Here is a 26,019-nt window from a genome sequence, read left to right on the forward strand (position 1 = left end):
TTTGGGGCGTTTGCCAAAAGTGACCCGCTGTAAGAGCGGAACCGATATCAGCCATCACCGCAGCAACGGATATGTACACCGACAGACCAGCTCCCACAGTAGTCGCGTGTTCAGTTCAAAAAGTGAGCTTCACGCAAAACCGCGAGCCAATACGGTAAACTCCGCGCACTGCTGTCTGGAGCTATTTATGCGCGAAGCGTTGAATCAAGGCCTGATCGACTTTCTCAAGGCCTCCCCTACTCCTTTTCATGCCACTGCCGCCCTCGCCCAGCGCCTGGAAGCGGCCGGTTACCAGCGTCTCGACGAGCGCGAAACCTGGACCACCGAGGCCAACGGTCGCTACTACGTGACCCGCAACGACTCCTCAATCATCGCCTTCAAGCTCGGCCGCCACTCGCCGCTGCTCGGCGGGATTCGCCTGGTCGGCGCCCACACCGACAGCCCCTGCCTGCGGGTCAAGCCCCAGCCGGAACTGCAGCGCCAGGGCTTCTGGCAATTGGGCGTAGAAGTCTACGGCGGCGCCTTGCTCGCGCCGTGGTTCGACCGCGACCTGTCCCTCGCCGGGCGCGTCACCTTCCGCCGTGACGGCAAGGTCGAAAGCCAACTGATCGACTTCAAGCTGCCCATCGCCATCATCCCCAACCTGGCCATTCACCTGAACCGTGAAGCCAACCAGGGCTGGGCGATCAATGCGCAAACCGAGCTGCCGCCGATCCTCGCACAATTTGCCGGTGACGAACGCGTCGACTTCCGCGCCGTGCTCACCGAGCAGCTTGCACGGGAGCACGGGCTCAACGCCGACGTGGTGCTCGACTATGAGCTGAGTTTCTACGACACACAAAGCGCTGCGGTAATTGGCCTTAACGGCGACTTTATCGCCGGCGCTCGCCTCGACAACCTGTTGTCCTGCTACGCCGGCCTGCAAGCCCTGCTCACCAGCGAAACCGACGAAACCTGCGTGCTGGTGTGCAACGACCACGAAGAAGTCGGCTCTTGCTCCGCCTGCGGCGCTGATGGCCCGATGCTGGAACAGACCCTGCGCCGCCTGCTGCCTGAAGGTGATGAATTCGTACGCACCATTCAGAAATCGCTATTGGTGTCGGCGGACAACGCCCACGGCGTGCACCCCAACTACGCCGAGAAACACGACGCCAATCACGGCCCGAAACTCAACGCGGGCCCGGTGATCAAGGTCAACAGCAACCAGCGTTACGCCACCAACAGCGAAACCGCCGGGTTCTTCCGTCACCTGTGCATGGCCCAGGAAGTGCCGGTGCAGAGCTTCGTGGTGCGCAGCGACATGGGTTGCGGCTCAACCATCGGCCCAATCACCGCCAGCCACCTGGGCGTGCGCACCGTGGACATCGGCCTGCCGACGTTCGCGATGCACTCTATCCGTGAACTGTGCGGCAGCCATGACCTGGCGCATTTGGTGAAGGTGTTGGGTGCGTTCTACGCGAGTCGCGATCTGCCCTGATCTAAAAATGTGGGAGCGGGTTTGCTCCCACATTTGATTATGTGTACCCCTGATCTACATCATCTGTACTTTCTGTAATCCGACCTAAACTTGTCAGAATTCCCACTCCGACAAGGCCGTCGTCCCATGATTTCCATGTCCTCGTTCCACGCCATGCTTATCCCCATTCTGATCGGCATGATCCTGCTGGCTGTCGGCTTCAACTTTCGCGACAAGCCTGTTGGCGTGTTTGGCATGTGGATCGGCATGCTGCTGATCCTAGGCACGGTGGTTTACAAAATCCTCGCCAAACTCGCGGACTGACAAATGCACTCGCATCTGGCATAGCGGCCTCGTACACTCGGTCAATTCGTCGTTTTCAAGGTTGACCGCCTCGTGCTTTCCCGTCTGTTTGCCCTGCCCTGTTATCTCCTGATTGCCCTGCTCACGTTGCTGCCGCTCACGTCTGCCGACGCCGTGGGTTTGCCCGGTCTGCTGGGCAACACCACCAAGACCCAACCCCAGGCCGAGGTGCCGCTGGGCCAGTCGCTGGACGAGGTGATCAAAACCCTGGAAAACGACCAGCAACGTACCCAGTTGCTGAGCGACTTGAAAAAACTGCGCGAAGCCACGCAAAAAGCCCAACCGGCCGCCGAGCAAGGCGTACTCGGGTTGATCGGCGGCACGCTGGCTGGCCTGGAAGCGCAGTTTTCCGGCGCCGACAGCCCGCTGGGGCGCTGGTCGAATGAATTCGACCAAGCCAAGGATGAACTCAGTGCACTGATGCTGCCGGCCAGAGAATGGCTGCCGATCATTTTCGGTTTCGCGGTGATCCTCGCGGTGTGGAGCCTGCTGGCCGCCGCGCTGATCTGGCTCAGCCATCGCGTACGCGTACGTTTCGGCCTGCCGGAAGAATTGCCGCAACACCCGCGCACCTGGGACATGGTGCGCTTCGCCCTGCGCAAACTGGGGCCCTGGCTGATCGCCCTGGTCATCACGATCTACCTGAGTTACGCCCTGCCCTTCTCACTCGGTAAATCCCTGGCGATGGTGCTGGCCTACGCGCTGGTGGTCGGCACCTGTTTCTCGGCAATCTGCGTGATTGCCTTTTCGTTGCTCGATGGCCCGCACCGTCACCGCGCGCTGTATATCCTGCGGCATCAGGCCTTTCGCCCACTGTGGTGGATCGGCAGTTTTGCCGCCTTTGGCGAGGCCTTGAGTGACCCGCGACTGGTACAGGCCCTCGGCCAGCACCTGGCCCACACCGCCGCCACCGTTGCCAATGTGATGGCGGCGCTGTCCACCGGCGTGTTTATCCTGCGTTTTCGCCGCCCGATCGCGCACCTGATCCGCAACCAGCCGTTGTCGCGCCGCCTGACGCGCCGCGCCCTCACCGATACCCTGTCGATTATTGGCACCTTCTGGTATTTGCCGGCGCTGCTGCTGGTGTGCATCTCGTTGTTCGCCACGTTCCTGTCGGCCGGCGACACCAGCACCGCCTTGCGCCAGTCCCTGCTGTGTACGGTGTTGCTGGTGCTGTGCATGGTGATTAACGGGCTGGTTCGCCGCCACGCGCTCAAGCCGCAACGCGGTCACAAGCGTCATGCGCTGTACTCGGATCGCCTGAAAAGCTTCGTCTACACCCTGGCTCACCTGCTGGTCTGGTTGGTGTTTATCGAGTTGGGCCTGCGGGTATGGGGCCTGTCGCTGATTCGTTTTACCGAAGGCGACGGTCATGAAATCAGCGTCAAGCTGTTCGGCCTCGGCGGCACGCTGCTGTTTGCCTGGCTGATCTGGATCCTCAGCGACACGGCGATCCATCACGCCCTCACCCGCTCGCGCAAAGGCCTGGCAAATGCGCGCGCGCAAACCATGATGCCGCTGATCCGCAACGTGCTGTTCGTGACCATCTTTATCATCGCCGCCATCGTCGCTCTGGCGAACATGGGCATGAACGTAACGCCACTGCTGGCCGGTGCCGGTGTGATCGGCCTGGCCATCGGTTTTGGTGCGCAGTCGCTGGTGGCGGATTTGATCACCGGCCTGTTCATCATCATCGAAGACTCCCTGGCGATTGATGACTACGTGGACGTCGGCGGCCACCTCGGCACCGTCGAGGGCCTGACCATCCGCACCGTGCGCCTGCGCGACATCGACGGCATCGTGCACACCATCCCGTTCAGTGAAATCAAGAGCATCAAGAACTACTCGCGGGAGTTCGGCTACGCGATCTTCCGGGTGGCGATCCCCTACAACATGGAAATCGACGACGCGATCAAACTGATGCGCGACGTCGGCCAGAAGATGCGCAACGACCCGTTGCAGCGCCGCAATATCTGGTCGCCGCTGGAGATCCAAGGCGTAGAAAGCTTTGAGTCCGGCAGCGCAATTTTGCGCGCACGTTTCAAGACGGCGCCGATCAAGCAGTGGGAAGTGTCGCGGGCGTTCAACCTGTCGCTCAAGCGCCATCTGGACGAGGCCGGGCTGGACCTGGCCACGCCGCGCCTGAGTGTGCAGGTGGTCACCGCCGGCACCGTGCAGGAGAAAGATCCACAACAATAATCATGGAGAGGTAGTTATGCGTTTGACCGGTCTGAACCACCCGTGGGTGTTAGGCATGCTGTGCGGCGTTGCCAGCAGTGCCGTGATTGCCGCCAGCAGCGGCCAGGACAGTGCCCGAGAGGAAATCGCCGCCCAGGCAAAAATCCTCGAGCCGGCACTGCTGGAAACCCGTCGCGATATTCACGCCCATCCCGAATTGGGCAACACCGAAACCCGCACCGCCGAGCTGGTCGCCAAGCAATTGCGCGAGATGGGCCTGGAAGTGAAAACCGGCGTAGCCCGCACCGGCGTAGTCGCCGTGTTAAAAGGCGGCCTGCCCGGCCCGACGGTGGCCCTGCGCGCCGACATGGACGCGCTGCCGGTCAAGGAAGTCGCCGACCTGCCCTTCGCCTCCAAAGCCAAGGGCACCTACCTGGGTAAAGAGGTCGACGTGATGCACGCCTGTGGCCACGACGCCCACACCGCCATCCTGCTGAGTACGGCGAAAATTCTGACCGGCATGCGCGACCGTCTGCCCGGCACCGTGGTGTTTTATTTCCAGCCAGCCGAAGAAGGCCCCAGCGACTTTATCCCCGACGGCAAAAACACTTGGGGCGCGAAAATGATGGTGCAGGAAGGCGTGATGAAAGCGCCCAAGCCGGACGCGGTATTCGGCCTGCATGTGTGGGCTGGCGTGCCCGCCGGGCAAATCGCCTATCGCCCCGGCCCAACTCTTGCCAGCTCCGATGACTTGCGCATCAAGATCCTCGGCAAACAGACCCACGCCGGCCGCCCCTGGGACGGCATCGACCCGATCACCGTGGGCGCACAGACCATTGTCGGCCTGCAAACCGTGGTCAGCCGCCGCACCGATATTTCGTCATTCCCCTCGGTGGTGAGCATCGGCACCATCAACGGTGGCACCCGCTACAACATCATCCCCGAGTCGGTGGACATGACCGGCACCATTCGCTCCTACGACTACGGCATTCGCCAGAAGCTGCACGCGGACGTGCGCCAGACCGTGGAAAAAATCGCCGAAAGCGGTGGCGCGAAGGCTGAGGTCACGATCATCGAAAAATACGACCCGACCATCAACAACCCGGCCCTGACCGAGAAAATGCTGCCAAGCCTGCGCTGGGCGGCCAAGGACGACGTGGTGCAAGGGCCACTGGTGGGCGGTGCCGAAGACTTTTCGTTTTATGCCAAAGAGGCGCCGGGGCTGTTTGTGTTTCTGGGCGTGACGCCGCGGGATCAGGACATGAGCAAAGCCGCGCCGAATCATAATCCGGGCTTCTTTGTGGATGAGTCAGCGTTGGTGGTGGGGGTGAGGACGTTGGCGTCGTTGGCGACGGATTACCTCTACACCAATCAGCCGCTATAACGCTGTTCTGTAGGAGCAGGCTCTGTGTGTCGAGGGAGCTTGCTCCCGCTGGAGTGCGCAGCGCTCCCGCTTTTTTTGGGGGCGCTGCGCACCCCAGCGGGAGCAAGCTCCCTCGCCACAGAAAGCCCGCACATGAATCAGCCGGCGACTGCAGCACCGTCCATTTTCTGGCGCAGGCTCAGCGGGCGCATATCCGTCCAGACTTCCTCGATGTAGGCCAGGCATTCTTTCTTCATGCCGCTCTTGCCCACGGTGCGCCAGCCTTCTGGCACGGCCTTGTAATCCGGCCAGATCGAATACTGTTCTTCGCTGTTGACCACTACCTGAAACAGGATGTCGTCGCGGTCAAATACTGAGGTCATTGCTGTTCTCCATCGCTTAAAGGCTGGCTGCGCACTACGCGCAGCGCTGATATCTGTAGAAACGTATAACGCTCGCAAAAAATTACAGGCTGGCCACCGCCGCCGCCAACGCACGCCCGAAAATTTCGGCAACCTGGTCCACTTCGGCGCCAGTGATTACCAGCGGCGGCAGGAAGCGCACTACGCTGCCATGCCGACCACCCAGCTCCAGGATCAACCCACGCTTGAGGCATTCGCGCTGCACCAGAGGTGCCAGCTGGCGATGCACCGGTGGGTGACCCTGAATATCAAGCGCGCCGTGCGGATCGACCAGCTCCACGCCGAGCATCAGCCCGCGCCCACGAATATCCCCCAACTGCGGGAAGTCTCGCTGCAGGATGCGCAAGTGCTCGCTCAAGCGCTCACCCATGGCCGCCGCGTGGCTGGCCACGTGGTTTTCCTTGAGGTAGCGCATCACCGCCGACCCCGCCGCCATAGCCATCTGATTGCCGCGGAACGTTCCGGCATGAGCGCCCGGCAACCAGGTGTCGAGCCAGTCGCGATACACCACCACCGCCAGGGGCAGGCTGCCGCCGATGGCCTTGGACAGCACCACCACGTCCGGGATAATGCCGGCGTGCTCGAAGGCGAACATCTTGCCGGTACGACCGAAACCGCTCTGAATCTCATCGACGATCAACGCCACACCGGCCTGTTCAGTTATACGCCTAAGGCCACGCAGCCAGTCGAGGTCGGCCGGAATGACGCCGCCCTCGCCCTGCACCACTTCGACAATGACTGCGGCAGGCAGCAGTACGCCGGCTTCCGGGTCGTTGAGCAGGTTTTCCAGGTAATGCAGGTTGACCCGCACACCCTCGGCGCCACCCAGGCCGAACGGGCAGCGGTAGTCGTAAGGGAATGGCAAAAACTGCACGCCATTGCCGAGCAGCGCGCCCAAGGGTTTTTTTGGCCCCAGGCTGCCCATCAGGCTCAACGCGCCCTGGCTCATGCCGTGGTAACCGCCCTGAAACGAGAGCACCGTGCTGCGGCCCGTCGCGGTGCGCACCAGTTTCAAAGCGGCTTCCACGGCATCGGTGCCGGTGGGGCCGCAAAACTGGATTTTCGCTTCTTGCGCCAGCGCTTGCGGCAGCAGGCCGAACAGGTCTTGTACGAATTTGTCTTTGACCGGGGTGGTCAAATCGAGGGTGTGCAGCGGAAGTTCATCGCTGAGTACCTGCTGGATCGCGTCGATCACAACCGGGTGATTGTGGCCCAGCGCCAGGGTACCGGCGCCCGCCAGGCAGTCGATGAAGCGACGGCCTTCGACGTCTTCCACGTAGATCCCCTTGGCGCGCTTGAGTGCCAGAGGGATGCGTCGGGGATAGCTGCGGGCGTTGGATTCCTGTTGGCGTTGGCGGGCCAACAGTGGGGTTTCTTCGAAATGGTAGAGCGTTTCCACGGGGTCAGGGCTGACCTGGGGGGCTTCGATACGGGTGGTCGCGACTGACATCTTTCGATCCCTCAATAGGCGGCGTGGGTACGGGTTTCATGTTCTTGAAACGCACCAGCGGCTTGGGGATTTAGGGCGGCGACGGTTTTTTGATTGAGTCCCTGTCTGTTGTTTGGGTGATGGCTGATAGCGGCTCCGCTGTTGCAGCGGGTCACTGTTGGCAAACGCCAGGAATGCCAGCCCAACCGAAAGTGACTAAAGGTCTGTGCCTTCACCACGAAGCGGGATCAGTGTGAGGGCTGGCTCCCAAATTGGGTGGCTGAAAAAACCCAATCAGCGTCGCAACGGCATACCCAGGTCAACCCGCAAGCCGTCCGGCTGGCTGTCGAACTTCAACGAACAGGAGCAACGCTGGACGATCGCCTGAACAATCGCCAGCCCAAGCCCGCACCCTTCGCTGCTGCCATTGCGCCAGAACCGCTCGGTGAGGTGTTGCATGTCTTCGCTGGAGATTTGCTTGCCATGGTCGCGCACGCGGAACACCACGTTGTCGGCGCCGGTGAACACGCTCAGTTCCACACGCGTGTGCGCCGGGGTGTGGCGCAAGGCGTTATCCAGCAAGTTGCGCAGGGCCGCAACGGCCAGGCCCACTGGCATTTCCACCGGCGTGGCGGACACGTTGGCCGGCAGGATCAGATCGATGCGCGTGTTGTCGCCCGCGTTGGCATCCTGAATCGCCAGCCGCGCCACTTGCTCGGCGCTGGAGTGCATGCCGTCATCGAACGACAGGTTGCCCTCCACGCGTGCCAGCAACAGCAATTGCTCCAGGGTGCGGTGCAGGCGGTCGGCGCCCTCCTCGGCGTGCGCCAGGGATTGGTCGCGGGCCGCGCCGTCGGTCATGCGCGCCACTTGCAGGTGGGTCTTGATCGCCGTCAACGGGCTGCGCAGTTCGTGAGCGGCGTCGCCGGTGAGGCGGCGCTCACGCTCGATGGTCTTGGCAATGCGCTGCAACAGCTGGTTCTGGGTGTCGAGCAGCGGTTTCAGCTCGCTCGGCAGCGGGTGAATCTGCAGCGGCTCAAGCGAGTCGGCACTGCGGCGCATCAACGCGTCACGCATGCGATTGAGCGGCACCAGGCTCTGGCCGATGCCGAGCCACAGCAGGCACAGGCAACCGAGCAAGGCCACGCCCACCGGCACCGAAGCCGCCAACAGGATCGACAGGTTAAGCGCCTCACGCTCCACCTGTCGGTCAGCGGTGGTGATAAGCAGGTCGCCACGGGACAGGGTAAAACTGCGCCAGCCCACGCCGTCGATCATCTGGTCGCGAAAGCCGCTTTTGCGCGATTCCAGGCCTTCCTCCGGCGCGGTGTGACTACGCGCGAGAATTTCCCCGCGCAGAGAGCTGACCTGGCAGGCCATGCCTCCCGGTACATTCAACTGCTCGGTGCGCAACTGCGCGGTGCTGCTCATGCTGGCAAGGCCGGGCATCTGCTCGGTCAGCCCGGCCACCATGCGCGCCGACGCCACCAGCCGCTGGTCGAGGGAAAACATCATCTGGTTGCGCAAATCGTTGAGCATCCAGGCGGCCGCCAAGGCCCAGATCAGCACAAAAGCGGCGCCCAGCTTGAACGTCAGGCGCAGGCGCAGGCTCATCACGAAACGCTCTCGCCCTTGTCAGCCACGCCAGCATCGGCGGTGCCCAGGCGATAGCCCAGGCCCCGTACGGTCTCGACGATGCCGTTGCCAAGTTTGCGCCGCAGGTGGTGGATATGTACGTTCAGCGCATTGCTTTCCAGTTCATCATTGAAGCCGTAGACGCTGTCCTTGAGCTGTTCGCTGGACAGCACACGCCCCTTGTTGTGCAGCAGGGCTTGCAGCAGCGCCTGTTCGCGGCGGGACAGGTCCACCGGCTGGCCGCCCAGGAAAGTCTCGCGGCTGCTCGGGTCGTAGGCCAGGCAGCCGTGTTCGATCAGGTTGACGCTGCGCCCCGCCACCCGGCGCAACAGGGTTTGCAGGCGCGCGGCGAGTTCACGCAGGTCGAAGGGTTTGAGCAGGTAGTCGTCGGCACCAGCTTGCAGGCCGTCGACGCGGTTGGTCACCGAGTCGCGCGCGGTCAGGATCAGCACCGGAATTTCCAGGCCCTGGCTGCGCTGTTGTTGCAGCAGCTTGAGGCCGTCTTCGTCAGGCAAACCCAGGTCGAGCACCATGATGTCGAACGTCGCCGCCTTGAGCATCGCGCGTGCGGCGCTGGCTGTGGCCACGCGCTCGACGGTAAAGCCCTGGGCGCTGAGGCCGGCCACGATGCCGCTGGCGATCAGTTCGTCGTCTTCACAGACCAGTACGTGCATGGTTAACCCTTCATGAAAGATGGGGGGCATTAAAGGTGCCACGGATTAAGCGCAGATTATGCCGCTAAAACCTGCACGCACCCTTTAGAATAGCCGCGGTTAATCATCGGTTAATCAACGCCACACATTGTGTGCCTCACTTGCATCGAACTAAGGCTTGACCATGCGGCATCTGTTTACCTTTCTGCTGGTGTTGTTCGCAGGGTTTGCCCAGGCTGCGCCGGGGAATCCCTTTGAGACCAAACCCGATTTCCTGCCGGTGGGCAAAGCGTTCACGTTTACTTCCGAACGTCTTGAAAGCGGTGAAACCCAGTTGTATTGGCAGATCGCCGATGGATATTACCTCTACCAGCAACGCATGAAGTTCGACGGCCTCGCCGAAAAGCCTGTAATGCCGCAGGGCGAAGCCCATAGCGATGAATTCTTTGGCGAGCAGCAAGTGTACCGCCAGGGCCTGGAAGTGAAGATTCCGGCCGGCGCCACCGGCCAAGTCAAACTGGGCTGGCAGGGCTGCGCCGACGCAGGCCTGTGCTACCCGCCGCAGTCGATCACCGTGGACCTGGGCGGCAACCCGGCCGTTGCCGCCACCGCGCAAGCCCAGGATCAAAGCCTGGCGAGCGGCCTGCAGCAGCGCAGCCTGGGCTGGAGCCTGTTGGTGTTCTTTGGCTTGGGTCTGTTGCTCGCATTTGCCCCATGTTCGTTGCCGATGTTGCCGATCCTTGCAGGTTTGGTGGTAGGCAGTGGCGCCAGCCCGCGTCGCGGTTTTGCCCTGGCCAGCAGCTATGTGGTGTGCATGGCGCTGGTGTATGCGGCGCTCGGCGTGTTGGCCGCATTGTTGGGCGGCAACCTCGCTGCGCTGCTGCAAACGCCGTGGATTCTGGGCAGTTTCGCGGCGCTGTTCGTGATCCTCGCCCTGCCGATGTTCGGCTTCTTTGAACTGCAATTGCCTGCCTTCCTGCGCGACCGCCTGGACAACGTCAGCCGTCAACAAAGCGGCGGCAGCCTTGTAGGCGCCGGGGTTCTCGGCGCGCTGTCCGGCCTGCTGGTCGGCCCGTGCATGACCGCGCCACTGGCCGGTGCGTTGCTCTACATCGCACAAAGCGGCAATGCGCTGCACGGCGGCCTGATCCTGTTCGCCATGGGCATCGGCATCGGTATTCCGCTGTTGCTGCTGGTGACCGTGGGCAATCGCTTCCTGCCCAAACCTGGCACCTGGATGAACGTGCTCAAGGGCATCTTCGGCTTCCTGTTCCTCGGCACCGCTGTGCTGATGATTCGCCCGGTGGTGGATGCAAGCCTGTGGCTCGGCCTGTGGGGCGCACTTGCGCTGGTGATGGCCTACTGCGGCTGGACGCTGGCTCGCGAATACGGCCTGGCCGCCAAGGTACTCGGCGCCGGTTCGCTGTTGCTGGGCCTGTGGGGCGCGGTGCTGGTGGTGGGCGCGGCCGGTGGCAGCGATGAGCTGTGGCAACCGTTGAAGGTCTACAGCGGCTCGAACATCGCCGCTGCGCCGAGCGCCCACGAGGCGTTCATGACCATCAACGACCCCGCCGTGCTGCAAAGCCAGCTCGACAGCGCCAAGGCCCAGGGCCAATGGGTGCTGGTGGACTACTACGCCGACTGGTGCGTGTCGTGCAAAATCATGGAAAAACAAGTGTTCGGCAAACCCGACGTGATGGCTGCCCTCAAAGACGTGCGCCTGCTGCGCCTGGATGTCACCGCCGACAACGCCGCCAGCCGTGAGCTGCTCGGCCGTTACAAAGTGCCGGGGCCGCCGAGTTTTGTGTGGATCGGCCCGGACGGTGAAGAACGCCGCGCCCAGCGCATCACTGGCGAAGTGGATGCCGAAGCCTTCCTGCAACGCTGGACCCAAACCCGGGATGCGCGCTGATGCTGACCCTGACCATCGGCACCTTTGCCATCGCCCTGAACCACATCCTGCTGATCGGCGCGCTGGTTCTCGCCACCGTGGTGGGCTGGCGCGTGGCCAAGCGTGGCGGTGAGAACCCGGAATCGGTGCTGTTCAGCCTGTTCCTGCTGGGCATGCTGGTGGCGCGGGTCAGCTTTGTATTGATGTACTGGAGCGATTACCGCCACGACCCGCTGCAAATGGTTGACCTGCGCGACGGCGGTTTTCTGGCCTGGCCCGGCGTGATCGCGCTGATACTCGGCGCCCTGCTGTACGGCTGGCGCCGCCCGGCCCTGCGCACGCCGCTGGGCGCCGGGGTGCTCACCGGCCTGGTGTTCTGGGGCTTGACCAGCGTGTCCCTGAGCCTCTACGACAAAGGCTCGCAACTGCCGGACATCACCCTGCGCAACGCCAATGGCGACGTGGTGCAGCTGGCCGATTACAAAGGCGGCCCACTGGTGATCAACCTCTGGGCCACCTGGTGCCCACCGTGCCGCCGCGAAATGCCGGTGCTGGAGCGCGCGCAACATCAGCGCCCGGATGTGACCTTCCTGTTCGTCAACCAGGCCGAAAGCATGCAAAGCGTCAGCACCTTTCTCGCGACCCAGGGCCTGACCCTCGACAACGTGCTGTTTGACGCCAGCGGCCGCCTCGGCCAGGCCGTTGGCTCCATGGCCCTGCCGACCACGCTGTTCTATCAAGCCGATGGGCGCCTGATCAACAGTCACCTCGGTGAACTGTCCCAAGCCAGCCTGGCCCGCGCTCTGGAACCCTTTGATACTGCCCCTGCAAGGAAACCCACATGCCAAGCCTCCGCCAACTGCTGACCCTGCTGCCACTCACGCTGGCGGCCACGCTGGCCCAGGCCGAAGACTGGCCTGCACCGATCAAACAGATCGAGGCCAAAGGCGCCAGGATCCTCGGCAAATTCGACGCCCCCAGCGGGCTCACCGGTTATGCCGCGCAATACCAGAACCGCGGCATGGCCCTGTACCTGACCGCCGACGGCAAAAGCGTGCTCGCTGGCAACCTGTACGATGCCCAGGGCAATGACCTGAGCAGCGCGCCGCTGGAAAAACTGGTGTACGCGCCGATGGCCAAGGAAGTCTGGGGCAAAATGGAACACAGCAACTGGATTCAGGACGGCGATAAAAATGCACCGCGCATCGTCTACCTGTTCAGTGACCCCAACTGCCCGTACTGCAACATGTTCTGGGAACAGGCGCGGCCGTGGGTAAAAGCCGGCAAGGTGCAGTTACGCCACATCATGGTTGGCATCATCCGCGAAGACAGCCCGGGTAAATCCGCCGCACTGTTAGCAGCCCAAGACCCGCAAAAGGCACTGGAAGAACACGAAGCCGCCGGCAAAGGCAGCAAACTGCAGGCACTGGACAAAATCCCGGCCGATATCGAGGCCAAGCTCGATGCGAATATGAAGTTGATGGAAGAGCTGGAATTGTCGGCCACGCCCGCGATTTTCTACCTGGACGACAAGGGCGGGTTGCAGCAACAGCAAGGCGCGCCGTCGCCGGATAAGCTGGTAAAAATCCTTGGGCCAAAATAAGCGGCGCTTGGGCTGACGCCATCGCAGGCAAGCCAGCTCCCACATTTGAATGTATTCACAATTCAAAATGTGGGAGCTGGCTTGCCTGCGATGAGACCCTTCCAGCTGGCGAGGATTAAAGCCCCTCCAACTCCGCCATCAAATCACTCAACCGATCCGCCTTCTCGGCGCTGATCTCATTCGCCGCCAGCCCCTCGATGTACTCGGCCAACTGCGCCACTGTGCTGCACTCGAACATCGCCCGCAGCGGCACGTCACGTTGCAGGGTTTTCTGCACGCGGGACGCAATCTGCGTGGCCAGCAACGAGTGCCCGCCCAGTTCGAAGAAATTGTCCTGCACCCCCACCCTTTCGACTTTCAGCACTTCGGCCCAGACCGCGGCCAGGGTGGCCTCCAGCTCATTGCGCGGCGCCAGATAATCCTGGCTGTGCAATTGGCCGATTTCCAACGCAGGCAGCGCCTTGCGGTCGAGTTTGCCGTTGGCGTTCAACGGCAGCCGGTCAAGCCATAACCAGTGCAGCGGCACCATGTATTCCGGCAGCTCAGCGCGCAGGCGCTGCTTGATACGGTCCAGGCGCTCACTCGGGTTGAGCGCTGCATCGGCCGCCACCAAATAGCCAACCAAATGCTTGCCGTTGGCACCTTCCTGAACGCCGACCGCCGCATCGCGCACTTGCGGTTGCTCATGCAGGCGCGCCTCGATTTCACCCAGCTCGATACGGTAACCGCGAATCTTCACCTGGTGGTCGATACGCCCCACGTATTCCAGCACGCCATCGCTGCGCCGGCGCGCCAGGTCACCCGTGCGGTACAGCCGCTCGCCCGGTGCGCCAAACGGGTTTGGCACAAACACGGGCGCGGTGCGCAGCGGATCGCTGACGTAACCCCGCCCAACCCCTGTCCCGGCCACACACAATTCACCGACAGCGCCCTGCGGCACCAGCTCCAGCGCGCCGTCCAACAGGTACAAACGGTTGTTGTCGGTCGGTGTACCAATCGGCAGGTAAGTGCCACGGGTCGAGGCCACATCCACACGGAAGAACGCCACGTCATCCGAACATTCAGCCGGGCCATAGGCGTTCACCAGGCCAATGTCCGGGTAACGCAGCAGCCATTGGTGCGCCAGCTCCGGCGGCATCGCCTCACCGGTCGGCAGCATCCAGCGCAAGCCGTCCAGGCCTATGCGCTCTTGAGCGAGCATGCCCTGAATCAGCGACGGCACGCTTTCCAGCACAGTAATACCCTGGGCCTGTACATGGGCCAGCAAGCCCTGAGGATCATGGGCGAGAGTGTTCGGCACAATATCCACCCGCGCGCCGAACAGCGGCGCGGCGAGGAACTGCCACACGGAAATATCGAAGCTTTGCGATGCGGTTTGCGCGATTACATCCGCTGCGCTCAGGTCCAGGTACGGCACCTTGCTCAATTGGTTATTGAGCATGCCGCGCTGCTCAACCATCACACCTTTGGGCAAGCCGGTTGAGCCCGAGGTGTAGATCACATAGGCGAGGTTGTCCGGGCCACTGTAGATGCCTGGTTTGTCATCCGCCTGCGCCAGTGTGTCCCACACCAGTAATTTCGGCCGCGCAGAACAGGCGAATTCCTCGAGCAATTCCAGCGCCTGTTCGCGGCAGGCTTGCGTGCACACCAGCAATGGCGTGCGGCTCAGGTCGATAATTCGACTCAGGCGCTGGCTCGGCAGGCCAGGGTCCAGCGGCAAGTAACCGGCACCGGCCTTTAAGCTGCCGATGATCATGCCCAACAGGTCAAGGCTGCGCTCGGCCAGCAACGCGACGGGTTGATCCAGGCCGACGCCTGCCTTGATCAACGCGTTACCGAGTCGATTACTGCGCCGGTTAAGCTCGGCATAACTCCATTGCTGATCCAGGCAACTGGCGGCAATTCGCTGCGGATGCTCGGCCACCTGGGCTTCGAACAGCTCGACATAACTGCGCTCCAGTGGGTAGTCGCGCTCGCTTTGGTTGCAGCCCTCCACCAAAAACTGGCGTTCCTGCTCGCCCATCAGCGGCAGGTCAGCCATGTCGCCATGGAAGCCCTGCACCAGCGCCAGCAGCAGTCGCTTGAACTCACCGAGCATGCCTTGCACGGTGGTTTCGTCGAAGTAACGCTTGTCGTAAGACAGGTGCAAACCGAGGTCATCGCCGGGGTAGCACACGGCGGTCAACGGGAAGTTGGTGTGGGTACGGCCAGAATCCGACGTGGCGTTCAGGCTTTGCGCGCGGTCCAGCACCGAGACTTCCACCGGGGCGTTTTCAAACACGAACAGGCTGTCGAACAGCGGCTGGCCCTTGGGCAGTTCGCTATGCTCCTGGATCGTCACCAGTGGCAGGTAGTCGTACTCGCGCAGTTGCATGTTGCTGTCGAGCAGGCCGCTCAGCCACTGGCGCACGCTGCAACGCCGGTCGTCTTCAGGCAGTTTTACCCGCAGCGCGATGCTGTTGATAAACAGGCCAACGGTGCGTTGCATCTGCGGCATGTCCACCGGGCGCCCGGCCACAGTGACGCCGAACAGCACATCCCGATCCCCACTCAGGCGGCGCAGCACCAACGCCCATGCAGCCTGGGCAAAGGTGTTGACGGTCAGTTGATGGGCCTGTGCCAACTCGCGCAGCTGTGCGCCATCGCGGGCGTCAAGGCGGGTGTAGCAGTCGCCCACCACCATGCCGCCGCTGTGGCCTGCGTGTTCGCGCAGGAATGGCCGGTCGCTCGGAATCGGCGTGGTGCGTTCGAACCCTTGCAGGTTCTGCTGCCACCATTGGCGGGCTTCGGCGAGGTTCTGGCGTTGCAGCCAGGCGATGTAATCGCGGTAACGCGGTGGCGTGGCCAGTTGCGCGTCGCGGCCCTCGCCCAGGGCCGTGTAGATGTCGAAGAAGTCGTTCATCAGCAGCGAACGGCACCACGCGTCGATGAGGATGTGGTGGTTGCTCATCATGAACCAGTAGCGTGCTTCGCCGACGCGGATCAGGCGCAGGTGGAACGGCGCCTGATTCAGCAAATCGAACCCCGCTTCGCGCTCAGCCTTGAGCAAGGCTTGCAGGCGCGGTTCATGCTCGGCTTGCGGCTCGGCACTCCAGTCGAGGTAGTCGATCGGCGTGCTGCCCGGTTTGTGGATCACTTGCAGCATGTCTTCGCCGACGTTCCAGCAGAACGAGGCACGCAGCGCTTCGTGGCGGGCGATTACCGCCTGCCAGGCCGTGGCGAAACGCTCGGGGTCCAGGGCGCTGTTGATGCGGTAGCGGTCCTGCATGTAGTAGAGGCCGGTGCCCGGTTCCAGCAGGGTGTGCAGCAACAAGCCTTCCTGCATCGGGGTCAGCGGGTAAACGTCTTCGATGGCGCTGGCCGGAACCGGCAAGGCGTCCAGTTGAGGCTGGGTCAGGCGTGCCAGCGGGAAGTCGGACGGCGTGAGGCCGCCCGCGTCATCCTTGAGGCAGTGCGCAATCAGGCTTTGCAGCTCGGCCAGATAAGCCTCTGCCAGCTCGCGGATGGTCTGTTGATCATGGCGTTCGCGGCTGAAGGTCCAGCGCAATACCAGCTCGCCGCCGTACACCTGGCTGTCGACGCTCAGCGCGTTAGGCAGCGGCGCATCAGGGTCATGGGCCTGGCCCGCCGATTCATCCAGCGGATGAAACAGCGCATCGGCGCCGAAGCTCTGGTCGAACTGACCGAGGTAGTTGAAGGTGATTTCAGCGCTCGGCAACGCGGCCATGCTGTGCTGGATCAGGTCGTCTGCCAGATAACGCAGCACGCCATAACCCAGGCCCTTGTGCGGCACGCCGCGCAGTTGTTCCTTGATCGCCTTGATCGAGGCGCCCTGCTCTGCCAGCGGCGTCAGGCGCAACGGGTAGGCGCTGGTGAACCAGCCGACGCTGCGGGTCAGGTCGATCTCATCAAACAGGGTTTCGCGGCCGTGGCCTTCCAGCTGGATCAGCGCCGAGTCGTGGCCGCTCCAGCGGCACACCACGCGAGCCAGGGCCGTCAGCAACAGGTCGTTGACGTGGGTGCGGTAGGCGCTTGGTGCCTGTTGCAGCAATTGACGGGTGTGTTCGGCGTCCAGACGCACGCTGAGCGTATCGGCGTCGCGGTTGCGCAGTGAGCCTTGTGGGCGGTCCACCGGTAACGCCACCGCCGGGCCTGCCAATTGAGCCTGCCAGACGCTCAACTCTTCGCGCAGTGACTCGCTGCCGGCATACGCCTGCAAGCGCGCGGCCCAATCGCGCAGGGCGCTGGTCTTGGCGGGCAGGCTGATGGACTGGCCGTCGCTGAGTTGACGGTAGACGTTTTGCAGGTCTTCCAGCAGTACGCGCCACGACACGCCGTCCACCACCAGGTGATGGATCGCAATCAGCAGCCGTTGTTGGCCCTCAGGCCCGTCTACCAACAGGGCGCGCAGCAGCGGGCCGTGTTCGAGGTCGAGGCTGCGTTGGGTGTCCGTGAACAGCGCCGCGCAGTGCTGCATATCGCGCACTTGCGCCTGCTTCAGCACGCCGCCTGCGGGCACCGCCAAGTGCTCGGCGTGCCATTGCGCATCACGCGGGGTAAAGCTCAGGCGCAGGGCGTCGTGGTGTTCCAGCACGGCCAGCAGTGCCTGTTCCAGGCGCTGCGGATCAAGCAGTTGCAGCGGCTTGAGCAGCAGCGCCTGGTTCCAGTGCTGACGGTTTGGAATCTCGGTATCGAAGAACCATTTCTGGATGGGCGTAAGGCCCGAACTGCCCGTCAGCACACCTTGCTCGGCGCTGACCTGCTCGGAGCGGGTGGCGACTGCGGCCAGAGTGTGCACGGTCTGGTGCTGGAACAGGTCGCGGGGGCTGAAGTGAATTCCGGCCTGCCGCGCGCGGCTGACCACCTGGATCGACAGGATTGAATCGCCGCCCAGCTCAAAGAAATTATCGTCCAGGCCAACGCGCTGCACGTTCAGCACCGCACACCAAATCGCGGCCAGCGTCTGTTCCAGCTCGCTGCGTGGCGCGACGTAGTGTTGGCGATTGGCTTCGGGGTCCGGCTGCGGCAAGGCGCGGCGGTCGAGCTTGCCGTTGGCGGTCAGCGGCATGCTGTCGAGCACGATCAGGTGCGTGGGCACCATGTAGTCCGGCAACTGCGCCTTGAGGTGCAGTTTCAACGCTTCGCGCAAGGTTGCAGGCTCTGCGTCGCTGACCAGGTACGCCACCAGCTGTTTGCCGCTCGGCGAATCCAGAGCCAGCACCACCGCCTCGCGCACGGCCGCGTGTTCCAGCAGGCGAGTTTCGATCTCGCCCAGTTCAATACGGAAACCACGGATTTTCACCTGATGATCGATCCGCCCCAGGTATTCCACCAACCCATCGGCACGCTGGCGCACCAGGTCGCCGGTGCGGTACACACGGCCGCCGTTCGTGGTGAACGGATCAGCCACAAAACGCTCCGCCGTCATCCCCGGACGTTCGTGATAACCCTGGGCCAGACCGGCCCCGCCCACGTACAACTCGCCGGTCGCGCCTTGCGGAACCAAGGCCAGGTCGGCGTCGAGAATATAGGCCACGCGGTCACCGATGATGCTGCCGATCGGCACACTGCCGGCGCCTTCCTCCAATTGCTCGGGCGCAAGGCTGGCCAGCGGCATCACCACGGTTTCGGTCGGGCCGTAGGCGTTGAAGAACACCTGCGGCTGGAACGCTGCACGGATGCGCTGCAAATGTTCGCCGGTCAACGCCTCGCCGCCGGTGATACACATGCGCACCGGCAGCGTCTGGTGTTGAGTCGCCAGCCATTGCGCCAACTGGCTGCCATAGCTCGGCGTGAAGCCGAGGATATTGATGCGATGCTCGCGGATCAGCCCGCAAATTTCTTCCGCATCCCACTGCCCCTGAGCGCGCAGCACCACGTGCGCACCACTGAGCAACGGCACCAGCAACCGCTCGGTGGCGGCGTCAAAATTGATCGAATAAAAATGCAGCTCGCAGTCATCCGCGCGCATGCCGAAACGCTCGATCACCGCCTGGCAATGCATGGCGATTTCACCGTGGGACACCACCACGCCCTTCGGCTTGCCGGTGGAGCCGGAGGTGTAGATCAAGTACGCCTGATGTTGCGGCAGACTGATAAACGGCAGCTCACTGGCCGGGTAATTCGCCAGCACCGGTGAGTCATCCTCGAGGCACCAGCAGGCAACGCTCGCGGGCAATTCGCCGAGGGCTTCGAACATTGCCCCATCACTGAGCAGCAGGCCAATGCCGCTGTCTTCGATCATGTAATGCAGACGGTCCAGCGGGTATTCCGGGTCCAGTGGCACATACGCGCCGCCAGCTTTAAGAATCGCCAACAGGCCGATGACCATTTCCAGCGATCGCGGCAGCGCCAGGCCGACACGCACCTGCGGGCCGACGCCGCGTTCGCGCAGCATCCAGGCCAAGCGATTGGCGCGGGCGTCGAGTTCGGCGTAGGTGAGCGTTTCGCCTGCGAAGGTCAGGGCCGGGGCGTCGGCACGATCAAGCGCCTGCTGGCTGAACAACTGATGAATGCACTGGTCGAGACGATGCTCACCCGCCTCAACGCCGAGGCTTCCGTGCAAGGCTCGCTGCTCGGCGCCCGTCAGCAAGGGCAATTCACTCAGGCGCTGGTGCGGATCGGCAATCAACGCTTCCAGCAGGTTGCGCCAATGTTCGGCCATGCGTGCAATGCGCGGCTCGTCGAACAGATCAGTGCTGTAGGTCAGGCAGCAACCCAGGCGATGGTCCAGATCGGTGACTTCCAGGTTGAGGTCGAACTTGGTCGCGCGGGCATCGTTGGCCAGGTACTCCACCGTCATGCCAGCCAGTTGACGGCTCTGCTGAAACTCCCAGCGCTGCACGTTGCACATCACCTGGAACAGCGGGTTGTACGCCGCGCTGCGCGGCGGTTGCAGGGCTTCCACCAGATGATCGAACGGCAGGTCCTGATGGGACTGGCCTTCGATCACGGTGTGGCGCACCTGCTCAAACAGCTCGCTGACGTTCATCTGCCCATTGAGCTGGCAACGCAGCACTTGGGTGTTGAGGAAGGCACCGATCAGCCCTTCGCTTTCCGGGCGAATGCGGTTGGCAACCGGGGCGCCGATGCGCAGGTCGGTCTGGCCGCTGTAGCGGTAAAGCAGCACCGCCAAGGTGGCGGTCATGGTCATGAACAGCGTAAGGCCGCGTTCGGCGTTGAAGGCACGCACGCGCGCAGCCAGGTCATCGCTCAGGTCGAAGCGGTACAGCTCGCCCCGATGGCTTTGCACCGCTGGCCGTGGGCGGTCGCCGGGCAGTTCCAGCAAGGGATGCTCGTGGCCCAGTTGCGCGGTCCAGTAATCCAGCTGGCGTTGGCGCTCGCCGCTTTCCAGCCACTGGCGTTGCCACACGCTGTAGTCGAGGTATTGCACCGGCAAGGGCGCCAGCGGCGAGTCACGCTCGTCGATAAAGGCTTCGTACAGCGCGCTGAGTTCACGGGCAAAAATGTCCATGGCCCAGCCTTCGGTGACGATGTGGTGCAGGGTTAGCACCAGGTAGTGTTCCTGCTCGCCCGCCTTGACCAGGCAGGCGCGCAACAGTGGCCCGGTTTCCAGGTTGAACGGTGTGTGGGCCTCCACGTCGGCCAGGTGCTGCAAACGCTGCTGGCGCTCGGTGTCGTTCAGCGCGGTGAAGTCCTGCCAGCCCATGCGCAAGCCGGTCTGTGGCGAGACCTTTTGATACGCCACACCGTCGACACTCGGGAAGGTCGTGCGCAGGGTTTCGTGGCGCATGATCAACGCCTGTAACGCCGCCTCGAACCGCCCGACATCCAGCACGCCACGCAGGCGTGCCATGCCGCCGACGTTGTAGGCCGGGCTGTCCGGTTCCATCTGCCAGAGGAACCACATGCGCTGCTGGGAGTAAGACAACGGCACCGGCTGGTTGCGATCGACCCTGGCGATGGCGGTCTGCTGGTTGCGCTGGCCCGACGCCTGAATCAACCCGACTTGCTCGGCAAAAGCCCCCAACTCGCTGGATTCGAACAAGGTGCGTAACGGCAGCTCGACATCGCAGGCCTGCCGGGTACGGGAGATGATTTGCGTGGCCAGCAACGAGTGGCCGCCGAGGGCGAAGAAGTCGTCGCGCAGGCCGACGCGTGGCAGCCCGAGGACTTCGCGCCAGATCGCGGCGATTTGCAGCTGCAACGGAGATTGCGGCTCAACGTGTTCGCGGGTTTGCCACACAGGGTCCGGCAAGGCGCGGCGGTCGAGTTTGCCGCTGGGGCTCAGCGGCATGGCGTCCAGGCGCATCAACAGCGCGGGCACCATGTACTCCGGCAGCTCGGCGGCCAGTGCGGTGTTGACCGCGTGTTCGTCCAGCCCGGCAGGGGCAGTGTAGTAGCCGATCAACTGACCGTCGCGCACCTGCACCACGGCCTGGGCGATACCGGCCAGAGCGAGCATTCGGGCTTCGATTTCTTCCGGCTCCACACGGAAACCGCGCAGTTTCACCTGCTGGTCGAGACGGCCGAGGTAGTCGAGCACACCGTCGGCGCTCCAGCGCGCACGGTCACCGGTGCGATAGAGGCGCGCGCCCTGATGGTCAGCGACAAAACGCTCAGCCGTCAGCCCTGCCCGACCGAGGTAGCCGCGAGCCAGGCCGATGCCGCCAATGCACAGTTCACCCGGCACGCCCACCGGCACGGGGTTGAGCTGCTCGTCGAGCACGCGGCAAATCGCATTGCCCAGCGGGCGGCCTATCGGCGAGCGTTCGCCGTCTTCTGCGCTGCACTGCCAGTGGGTCACGTTGATCGCGGTTTCGGTCGGGCCATAACGGTTGTGCAACTGCACCGCCGGCAACTGCGCCAACACGCGGTTGCGCAACCCGGCGGGCAAGGCTTCGCCGCCAGAGAACAGGCGGCGCAGGCTGGTGCACTCGGCTGCCAGCGGTTCGTCGATAAACACCTGCAACAGCGGCGGCACAAAGTGCAGCGTGGTTACGCCATGCTGCTGCACAAGCTGTGCGATACGGTGCGGGTCGCGGTGTTCGCCGGGGCCGGCGAGCACCAGGCGACACCCGGTGACCAGCGGCCAGAAGCATTCCCACACCGACACGTCAAAACTGATCGGCGCCTTTTGCATCAACACATCGGTTTCATTGAGCTGATACGTGGCCTGCATCCACTGCAAGCGCTCGGCCAGCGCCGCATGGGTGTTGCCCACGCCTTTGGGCTGGCCGGTGGAGCCGGAGGTGTAGATCACGTAGGCGAGGTTGTCGCCATCCAGGTGCAGGCCCGGCGCGTGGGTTGGCCAGCTGTCCAGGTGCAGGCTGTCCATGGCGATAACGCACACGCCTTCTGGCGTCGGCAAATACGCCAGCAACGCGGTCTGGGTCAGCAGCAGGTGCACGCCGCTGTCCTCCAGCATGTAGGCCAGGCGCTCGGCGGGGTAATCCGGGTCCAGCGGCACGTAGGCGCCACCGGCCTTGATGATTGCCAGCAGGCCGATCAGCAGTTGCGGCGAACGTTCAGCGGCGATGGCTACGCACACGTCCGGGCCGACGCCCTTGTCGCGCAGGTAATGGGCCAGACGGTTGGCCCTGGTGTGCAGTTGGGCGAAGGTCAGGCTGCCGTCCTGCCAGACCAGCGCGGTTTCATCCGACGTGTGCCGGTTGAGCAGTTCCGGCAGCCATTGTTGGGCTGGCGTACACGGGGCTTCGCTCCACTGGCGCTGCTCATCGTGCTGCATCAGCGCGAGGTCGCCGATGGCCTGTTGCGGTTGCTCGGTGACGGCGTGCAGCAGGTTGATGAAGTGCTCCGCCAGGCGCTGGATAGTCGCGGCTTCGAACAGTTCGTCGGCATAGTCGAACGACAGGCTCAGCCGCCCGTTGCGGTCTTCTTCAGTGTGCAGTTGCAGGTCGAACTTGGCTTCGCGGCTGTGCCACGGCAGTTCATCGGCGAGCATCCCCGGAAGGCGGCGCAAGGCACTCAAGTCACGTTGCTGGTGGTTGAACATGACCTGAAACAAGCCGTGCTCGCGGGCCTGCGGGAAGGCTTCGAGCAGTTGTTCGAACGGCAAGTCCTGATGAGCCTGGGCACCCAATGCCGCCAGGCGGGTTGCGGCCAGCAGCTCATTGAATGGCAAACGCCCGTCCAGCTCGGCGCGCAGCACCAGCGTGTTGATAAAGAAGCCGATCAGGCCTTGGGTTTCCTGGCGCGGACGGTTGGCATTCGGCACGCCGACACGGATATCGCGCTGGCCGCTGTAGCGATAGAGCAGGCTTTGAAAGGCAGCCAACAACAGCATGAACGGGGTGGATTGATGGGTTTGCGCGGTCTGGCGGACCGCTTCGCTGAGGCTGACACTCAAGCGCAGACTGTGCCGCGCGGCGCTGTTGAGGTGCTGCGCCGAGCGCGGGTGATCGGTGGCCAGGCTCAGGGTCGGATGGTCATCGCCCAGCTGCGCTTTCCAGTACGCCAATTGCCGCTCGCCTTCGCCCTCGGCCAGCCATTGGCGCTGCCAACTGCCGTAGTCGGCGTACTGCAGCGCCAGTGGCGGCAGCTCGAGCGGCTGGCCCTGGGATGCAGCGGCGTAAAGACGCGAGAATTCGTCAATGAGGATATTCAGCGACCAACCGTCGGCAATGATGTGGTGCAGGGTCACCAGCAACTGATGATCTTCATCGTCCAGGCGCACAAGGGTCACTCGCAGCAGCGGGCCTTTTTCCAGGTCGAACCGGGTATGTGCTTCGTCTTCGCGGATCTGTTGCGCGCGGGCTTCACGCTCGACGGCGGGCAGGTCGCTGAGGTCGATGACGTGCACGTCGAACGCTGCGTGTGCGTCCACACGCTGGAAGGCTTGGCCATCGCGCTCGTAGAAGCGTGTGCGCAGGGCTTCGTGGCGCTGGATCAACTGTTGGAAGCTGGCGCGCACGGCGTCTTCGTCCAGCTCACCGCGCAGGCGCAGGGCACCGGGAATGGTGTAGGCGCTGCTCTGCGGGTCCAGTTGCCAGGTGATCCACAGGCGGTTTTGCGCCAGGGATTGCGGCAGTTCCTGCTGACGGGACAACCCATGAATCGCACCTTGAGCCACGCCGCCGTCCTGCTGCAATCGCGCCACTTGTGCGGCAAACGCCGACAGGCTTGGCGCTTCAAACAGCATGCGCAGGTTGAGTTCCAGGCCGAGGGTTTCGCGCAGGCGAGCGACCACTTGGGTGGCCGTGATGGAGTTGCCGCCGAGCAGGAAAAAATGATCATCGGCCGCGACCTTCGCCAGCTGCAACTGCTCGCACCAGATCGCCGCGATCTGGCTGTGCAGTTCGGATTCCAGCGCCGCGTCGCCCGCTTGCGCTTGCACGTCAGGGAACTGCGCGTAGCTGTCGAGGCTGCCGTCGGCGTGGCGAATCGCGCAGGCCGCACGCTGCAGCTTGCCACTGGAAGTTTTCGGCAACGCGCCGGGGTTGAGCAATATCACCACGCTTGGGGCTTCCTGATACGCCTCGGCCACCGCTTGGCGAATCGCTTTGATCAGCGCTTCGGGCGGCAGGAGTTTCTGCACGCTGCGGCTGATTTCTGCGGCAATGCCGATGCCTTCCAGGCCTTGGTGATTCACCGCAAACGCGGCAACCCGGCCTTTGCGCACGGCGTCCACTTCGCGCTCGATGGTTTGCTCGATGTCCTGGGGGTACAGGTTGTGGCCGCGCACGATCAGCAGGTCTTTCAGGCGCCCGGTGATGTACACCTCGCCTTCGCGGATGAAACCAAGGTCGCCGGTACGCAGCCAGGTGCGGCCCGCGTGCTGCACGAAAGTTTTGGCCGTGGCTTCGGGGTTGCGCCAGTAGCCGTGGGCGATGCTCGGGCCGCTGGCCCAGAGTTCGCCGACGCGGTTGTCGGCAAGTTCGTTGAGCGTGAGCGGGTCGGCAATCAACACCGCGTGCTCCGGCTGGCCGGTGCCGCAGCTCATGATCGCACTGCCCTGCCCCGGTTCGGCACGGTTGGCGGCCAACGCCTGTTCGTCTACGCGCAACGCCGGAATGCCGTGGCCACGAGTGCCGCCGGCAACAAACAACGTGGCCTCGGCCAGCCCGTAGGAGGCGAAGAAATTATTCGAGGTGAAACCGCAAACAGCGAACTTCTCGGCGAAGCGTTCCAGGGTATCCAGGCGGATCGGTTCGGAGCCGGAATAGGCCACGCGCCAACGGCTCAGGTCCAGGCGTTCCAGGGCCGACTCGCTGACTCGCTCGCTGCACAGGCGGTATGCGAAGTCCGGGCCGCCACTGATGGTGCCGCCGTATTCGCTGATCGCTTCCAGCCAGCGCAATGGCCGGCCGAGGAAGTAGGCAGGCGACATCAGTACGCAGGGCACGCCACTGAAAATCGGTTGCAGAAGGCCGCCGATCAGGCCCATGTCGTGGTACAGCGGCAGCCAGCTGACGATCACGTCGTTGGGGTTGAGGTCGATGCCAAACCCGCGACGGATCAACACTTCGTTGGCAACCAGGTTGCCGTGGCTGACTTGCACGCCCTTGGGCAATGCGGTGGAGCCGGAGGTGTATTGCAGGAAGGCGATGTCGTCGGGGTTCAACGCGGGCGCGATCCAGTTGTTCGCGATCTCGGGGTTGAGGGTGTCGACGCTCAACACCGGCGGCGCGTTTTCGATCTGTGAGAGTCCCTCGCCGAGGCTGGCGATGGTCAGCAACAGGCGCGGCTCTGCGTCCTTGAGGATCGACAGCAAGCGTTCCTGATGGTGGCGGCGAGTGGACTCCGGCGGGTAGGCCGGCACGGCGATCACCCCGGCGTACAGGCAACCGAAGAACGCCGCGACGTAATCCGGGCCACTGGGGAACAACAGCACCGCACGGTCGCCAGGCGCTGCATTCGCCTGCAAGGCGGCGGCGATGGTGCGAGCGCGCGCGTCGAGGTCACGGTAACTGAGCACAACGTTGTGCTCGACGGACTCGGCCAGGAAGCGCAGGGCCACCTGGTCCGGGGTTTGCGAAGCGCGGCGCTGAAGGGACTGGACCAGAGTGCGGGGAAGTTCGAAGGCGTCCATCATGGGGTTCCTGC

12 protein-coding genes are annotated in these 26,019 nt (G+C 63.4%); 7 read left to right on the forward strand and 5 right to left on the reverse strand.

The window, feature by feature from the left end:
* Nucleotides 1-187 precede the first annotated feature (187 nt).
* From Q7C20_RS24425 to Q7C20_RS24440, 4 genes are all read left to right on the forward strand, one after another.
* Nucleotides 188-1,477, forward strand: coding sequence for a M18 family aminopeptidase (locus Q7C20_RS24425; RefSeq protein WP_065903452.1), 1,290 nt, complete (start codon nt 188-190; stop codon nt 1,475-1,477).
* Between the two features lie 126 nt (nt 1,478-1,603).
* Complete coding sequence (locus tag Q7C20_RS24430) at nt 1,604-1,780, forward strand: hypothetical protein (RefSeq protein WP_348062609.1); 177 nt, start codon at nt 1,604-1,606, stop codon at nt 1,778-1,780.
* A gap of 72 nt (nt 1,781-1,852) precedes the next feature.
* On the forward strand, nt 1,853-4,018 hold the full coding sequence (locus tag Q7C20_RS24435; protein WP_375070868.1) for a mechanosensitive ion channel family protein: 2,166 nt from the start codon (nt 1,853-1,855) through the stop codon (nt 4,016-4,018).
* Between the two features lie 16 nt (nt 4,019-4,034).
* The gene (locus Q7C20_RS24440) at nt 4,035-5,381 is read left to right on the forward strand and encodes an amidohydrolase (protein WP_375070869.1); all 1,347 of its coding nucleotides are present in this window, start codon (nt 4,035-4,037) and stop codon (nt 5,379-5,381) included.
* Between the two features lie 137 nt (nt 5,382-5,518).
* On the opposite strand, the gene Q7C20_RS24445 is transcribed toward Q7C20_RS24440, so the two are convergent.
* From Q7C20_RS24445 to Q7C20_RS24460, 4 genes are all read right to left on the reverse strand, one after another.
* A complete protein-coding gene (locus Q7C20_RS24445; RefSeq protein WP_375070870.1) occupies nt 5,519-5,743 on the reverse strand; it encodes an MbtH family protein in 225 nt (74 codons plus the stop codon).
* 82 nt (nt 5,744-5,825) lie between these two features.
* The gene (locus Q7C20_RS24450; protein WP_348062087.1) at nt 5,826-7,232 is read right to left on the reverse strand and encodes an aspartate aminotransferase family protein; all 1,407 of its coding nucleotides are present in this window, start codon (nt 7,230-7,232) and stop codon (nt 5,826-5,828) included.
* Nucleotides 7,233-7,505: 273 nt separating this feature from the next.
* Entirely contained in the window at nt 7,506-8,825 is a 1,320-nt protein-coding gene (locus Q7C20_RS24455) for an ATP-binding protein (RefSeq protein WP_348062086.1), read from the reverse strand.
* Entirely contained in the window at nt 8,825-9,520 is a 696-nt protein-coding gene (locus tag Q7C20_RS24460) for a response regulator (protein WP_375070871.1), read from the reverse strand. The genes Q7C20_RS24455 and Q7C20_RS24460 overlap by 1 nt, the downstream gene beginning before the upstream one ends.
* 163 nt (nt 9,521-9,683) lie before the next feature.
* Here Q7C20_RS24460 and dsbD point away from each other — a divergent pair, with 163 nt between their 5' ends.
* Genes dsbD through dsbG form a run of 3 tightly spaced genes read left to right on the forward strand, consistent with a single transcriptional unit; the run spans nt 9,684 to nt 12,993 of the window.
* Nucleotides 9,684-11,411, forward strand: coding sequence for a protein-disulfide reductase DsbD (gene dsbD, locus Q7C20_RS24465; RefSeq protein ID WP_375070872.1), 1,728 nt, complete (start codon nt 9,684-9,686; stop codon nt 11,409-11,411).
* Nucleotides 11,411-12,256: a prolipoprotein diacylglyceryl transferase family protein gene (locus tag Q7C20_RS24470; RefSeq protein ID WP_375070873.1), complete on the forward strand. Its 846-nt coding sequence runs from the start codon at nt 11,411-11,413 to the stop codon at nt 12,254-12,256. Before dsbD ends, Q7C20_RS24470 begins: the two co-directional genes overlap by 1 nt.
* Complete coding sequence (gene dsbG, locus Q7C20_RS24475; RefSeq protein WP_375070874.1) at nt 12,232-12,993, forward strand: thiol:disulfide interchange protein DsbG; 762 nt, start codon at nt 12,232-12,234, stop codon at nt 12,991-12,993. Before Q7C20_RS24470 ends, dsbG begins: the two co-directional genes overlap by 25 nt.
* A gap of 115 nt (nt 12,994-13,108) precedes the next feature.
* Here dsbG and Q7C20_RS24480 read toward each other — a convergent pair whose 3' ends face one another.
* Entirely contained in the window at nt 13,109-26,008 is a 12,900-nt protein-coding gene (locus tag Q7C20_RS24480) for a non-ribosomal peptide synthetase (RefSeq protein ID WP_375070875.1), read from the reverse strand.
* Nucleotides 26,009-26,019 lie beyond the last annotated feature (11 nt).

The organism is Pseudomonas sp. AMR01 (assembly GCF_041946035.1).
In the GTDB taxonomy this organism is placed as follows: Bacteria; Pseudomonadota; Gammaproteobacteria; order Pseudomonadales; family Pseudomonadaceae; genus Aquipseudomonas; species Aquipseudomonas antarctica_B.

Coding starts and splice junctions, on each gene's coding strand:
- Q7C20_RS24430 (WP_348062609.1), top strand. CDS start 1,604: ATGATTTCCATGTCCTCGTTCCACGCCATGCTTATCCCCATTCTGATC.
- Q7C20_RS24450 (WP_348062087.1), bottom strand. CDS start 7,232: ATGTCAGTCGCGACCACCCGTATCGAAGCCCCCCAGGTCAGCCCTGAC.
- Q7C20_RS24455 (WP_348062086.1), bottom strand. CDS start 8,825: ATGAGCCTGCGCCTGCGCCTGACGTTCAAGCTGGGCGCCGCTTTTGTG.
- Q7C20_RS24440 (WP_375070869.1), top strand. CDS start 4,035: ATGCGTTTGACCGGTCTGAACCACCCGTGGGTGTTAGGCATGCTGTGC.
- Q7C20_RS24480 (WP_375070875.1), bottom strand. CDS start 26,008: ATGATGGACGCCTTCGAACTTCCCCGCACTCTGGTCCAGTCCCTTCAG.
- Q7C20_RS24470 (WP_375070873.1), top strand. CDS start 11,411: ATGCTGACCCTGACCATCGGCACCTTTGCCATCGCCCTGAACCACATC.
- Q7C20_RS24460 (WP_375070871.1), bottom strand. CDS start 9,520: ATGCACGTACTGGTCTGTGAAGACGACGAACTGATCGCCAGCGGCATC.
- dsbG (WP_375070874.1), top strand. CDS start 12,232: ATGCCAAGCCTCCGCCAACTGCTGACCCTGCTGCCACTCACGCTGGCG.
- Q7C20_RS24425 (WP_065903452.1), top strand. CDS start 188: ATGCGCGAAGCGTTGAATCAAGGCCTGATCGACTTTCTCAAGGCCTCC.
- dsbD (WP_375070872.1), top strand. CDS start 9,684: ATGCGGCATCTGTTTACCTTTCTGCTGGTGTTGTTCGCAGGGTTTGCC.
- Q7C20_RS24445 (WP_375070870.1), bottom strand. CDS start 5,743: ATGACCTCAGTATTTGACCGCGACGACATCCTGTTTCAGGTAGTGGTC.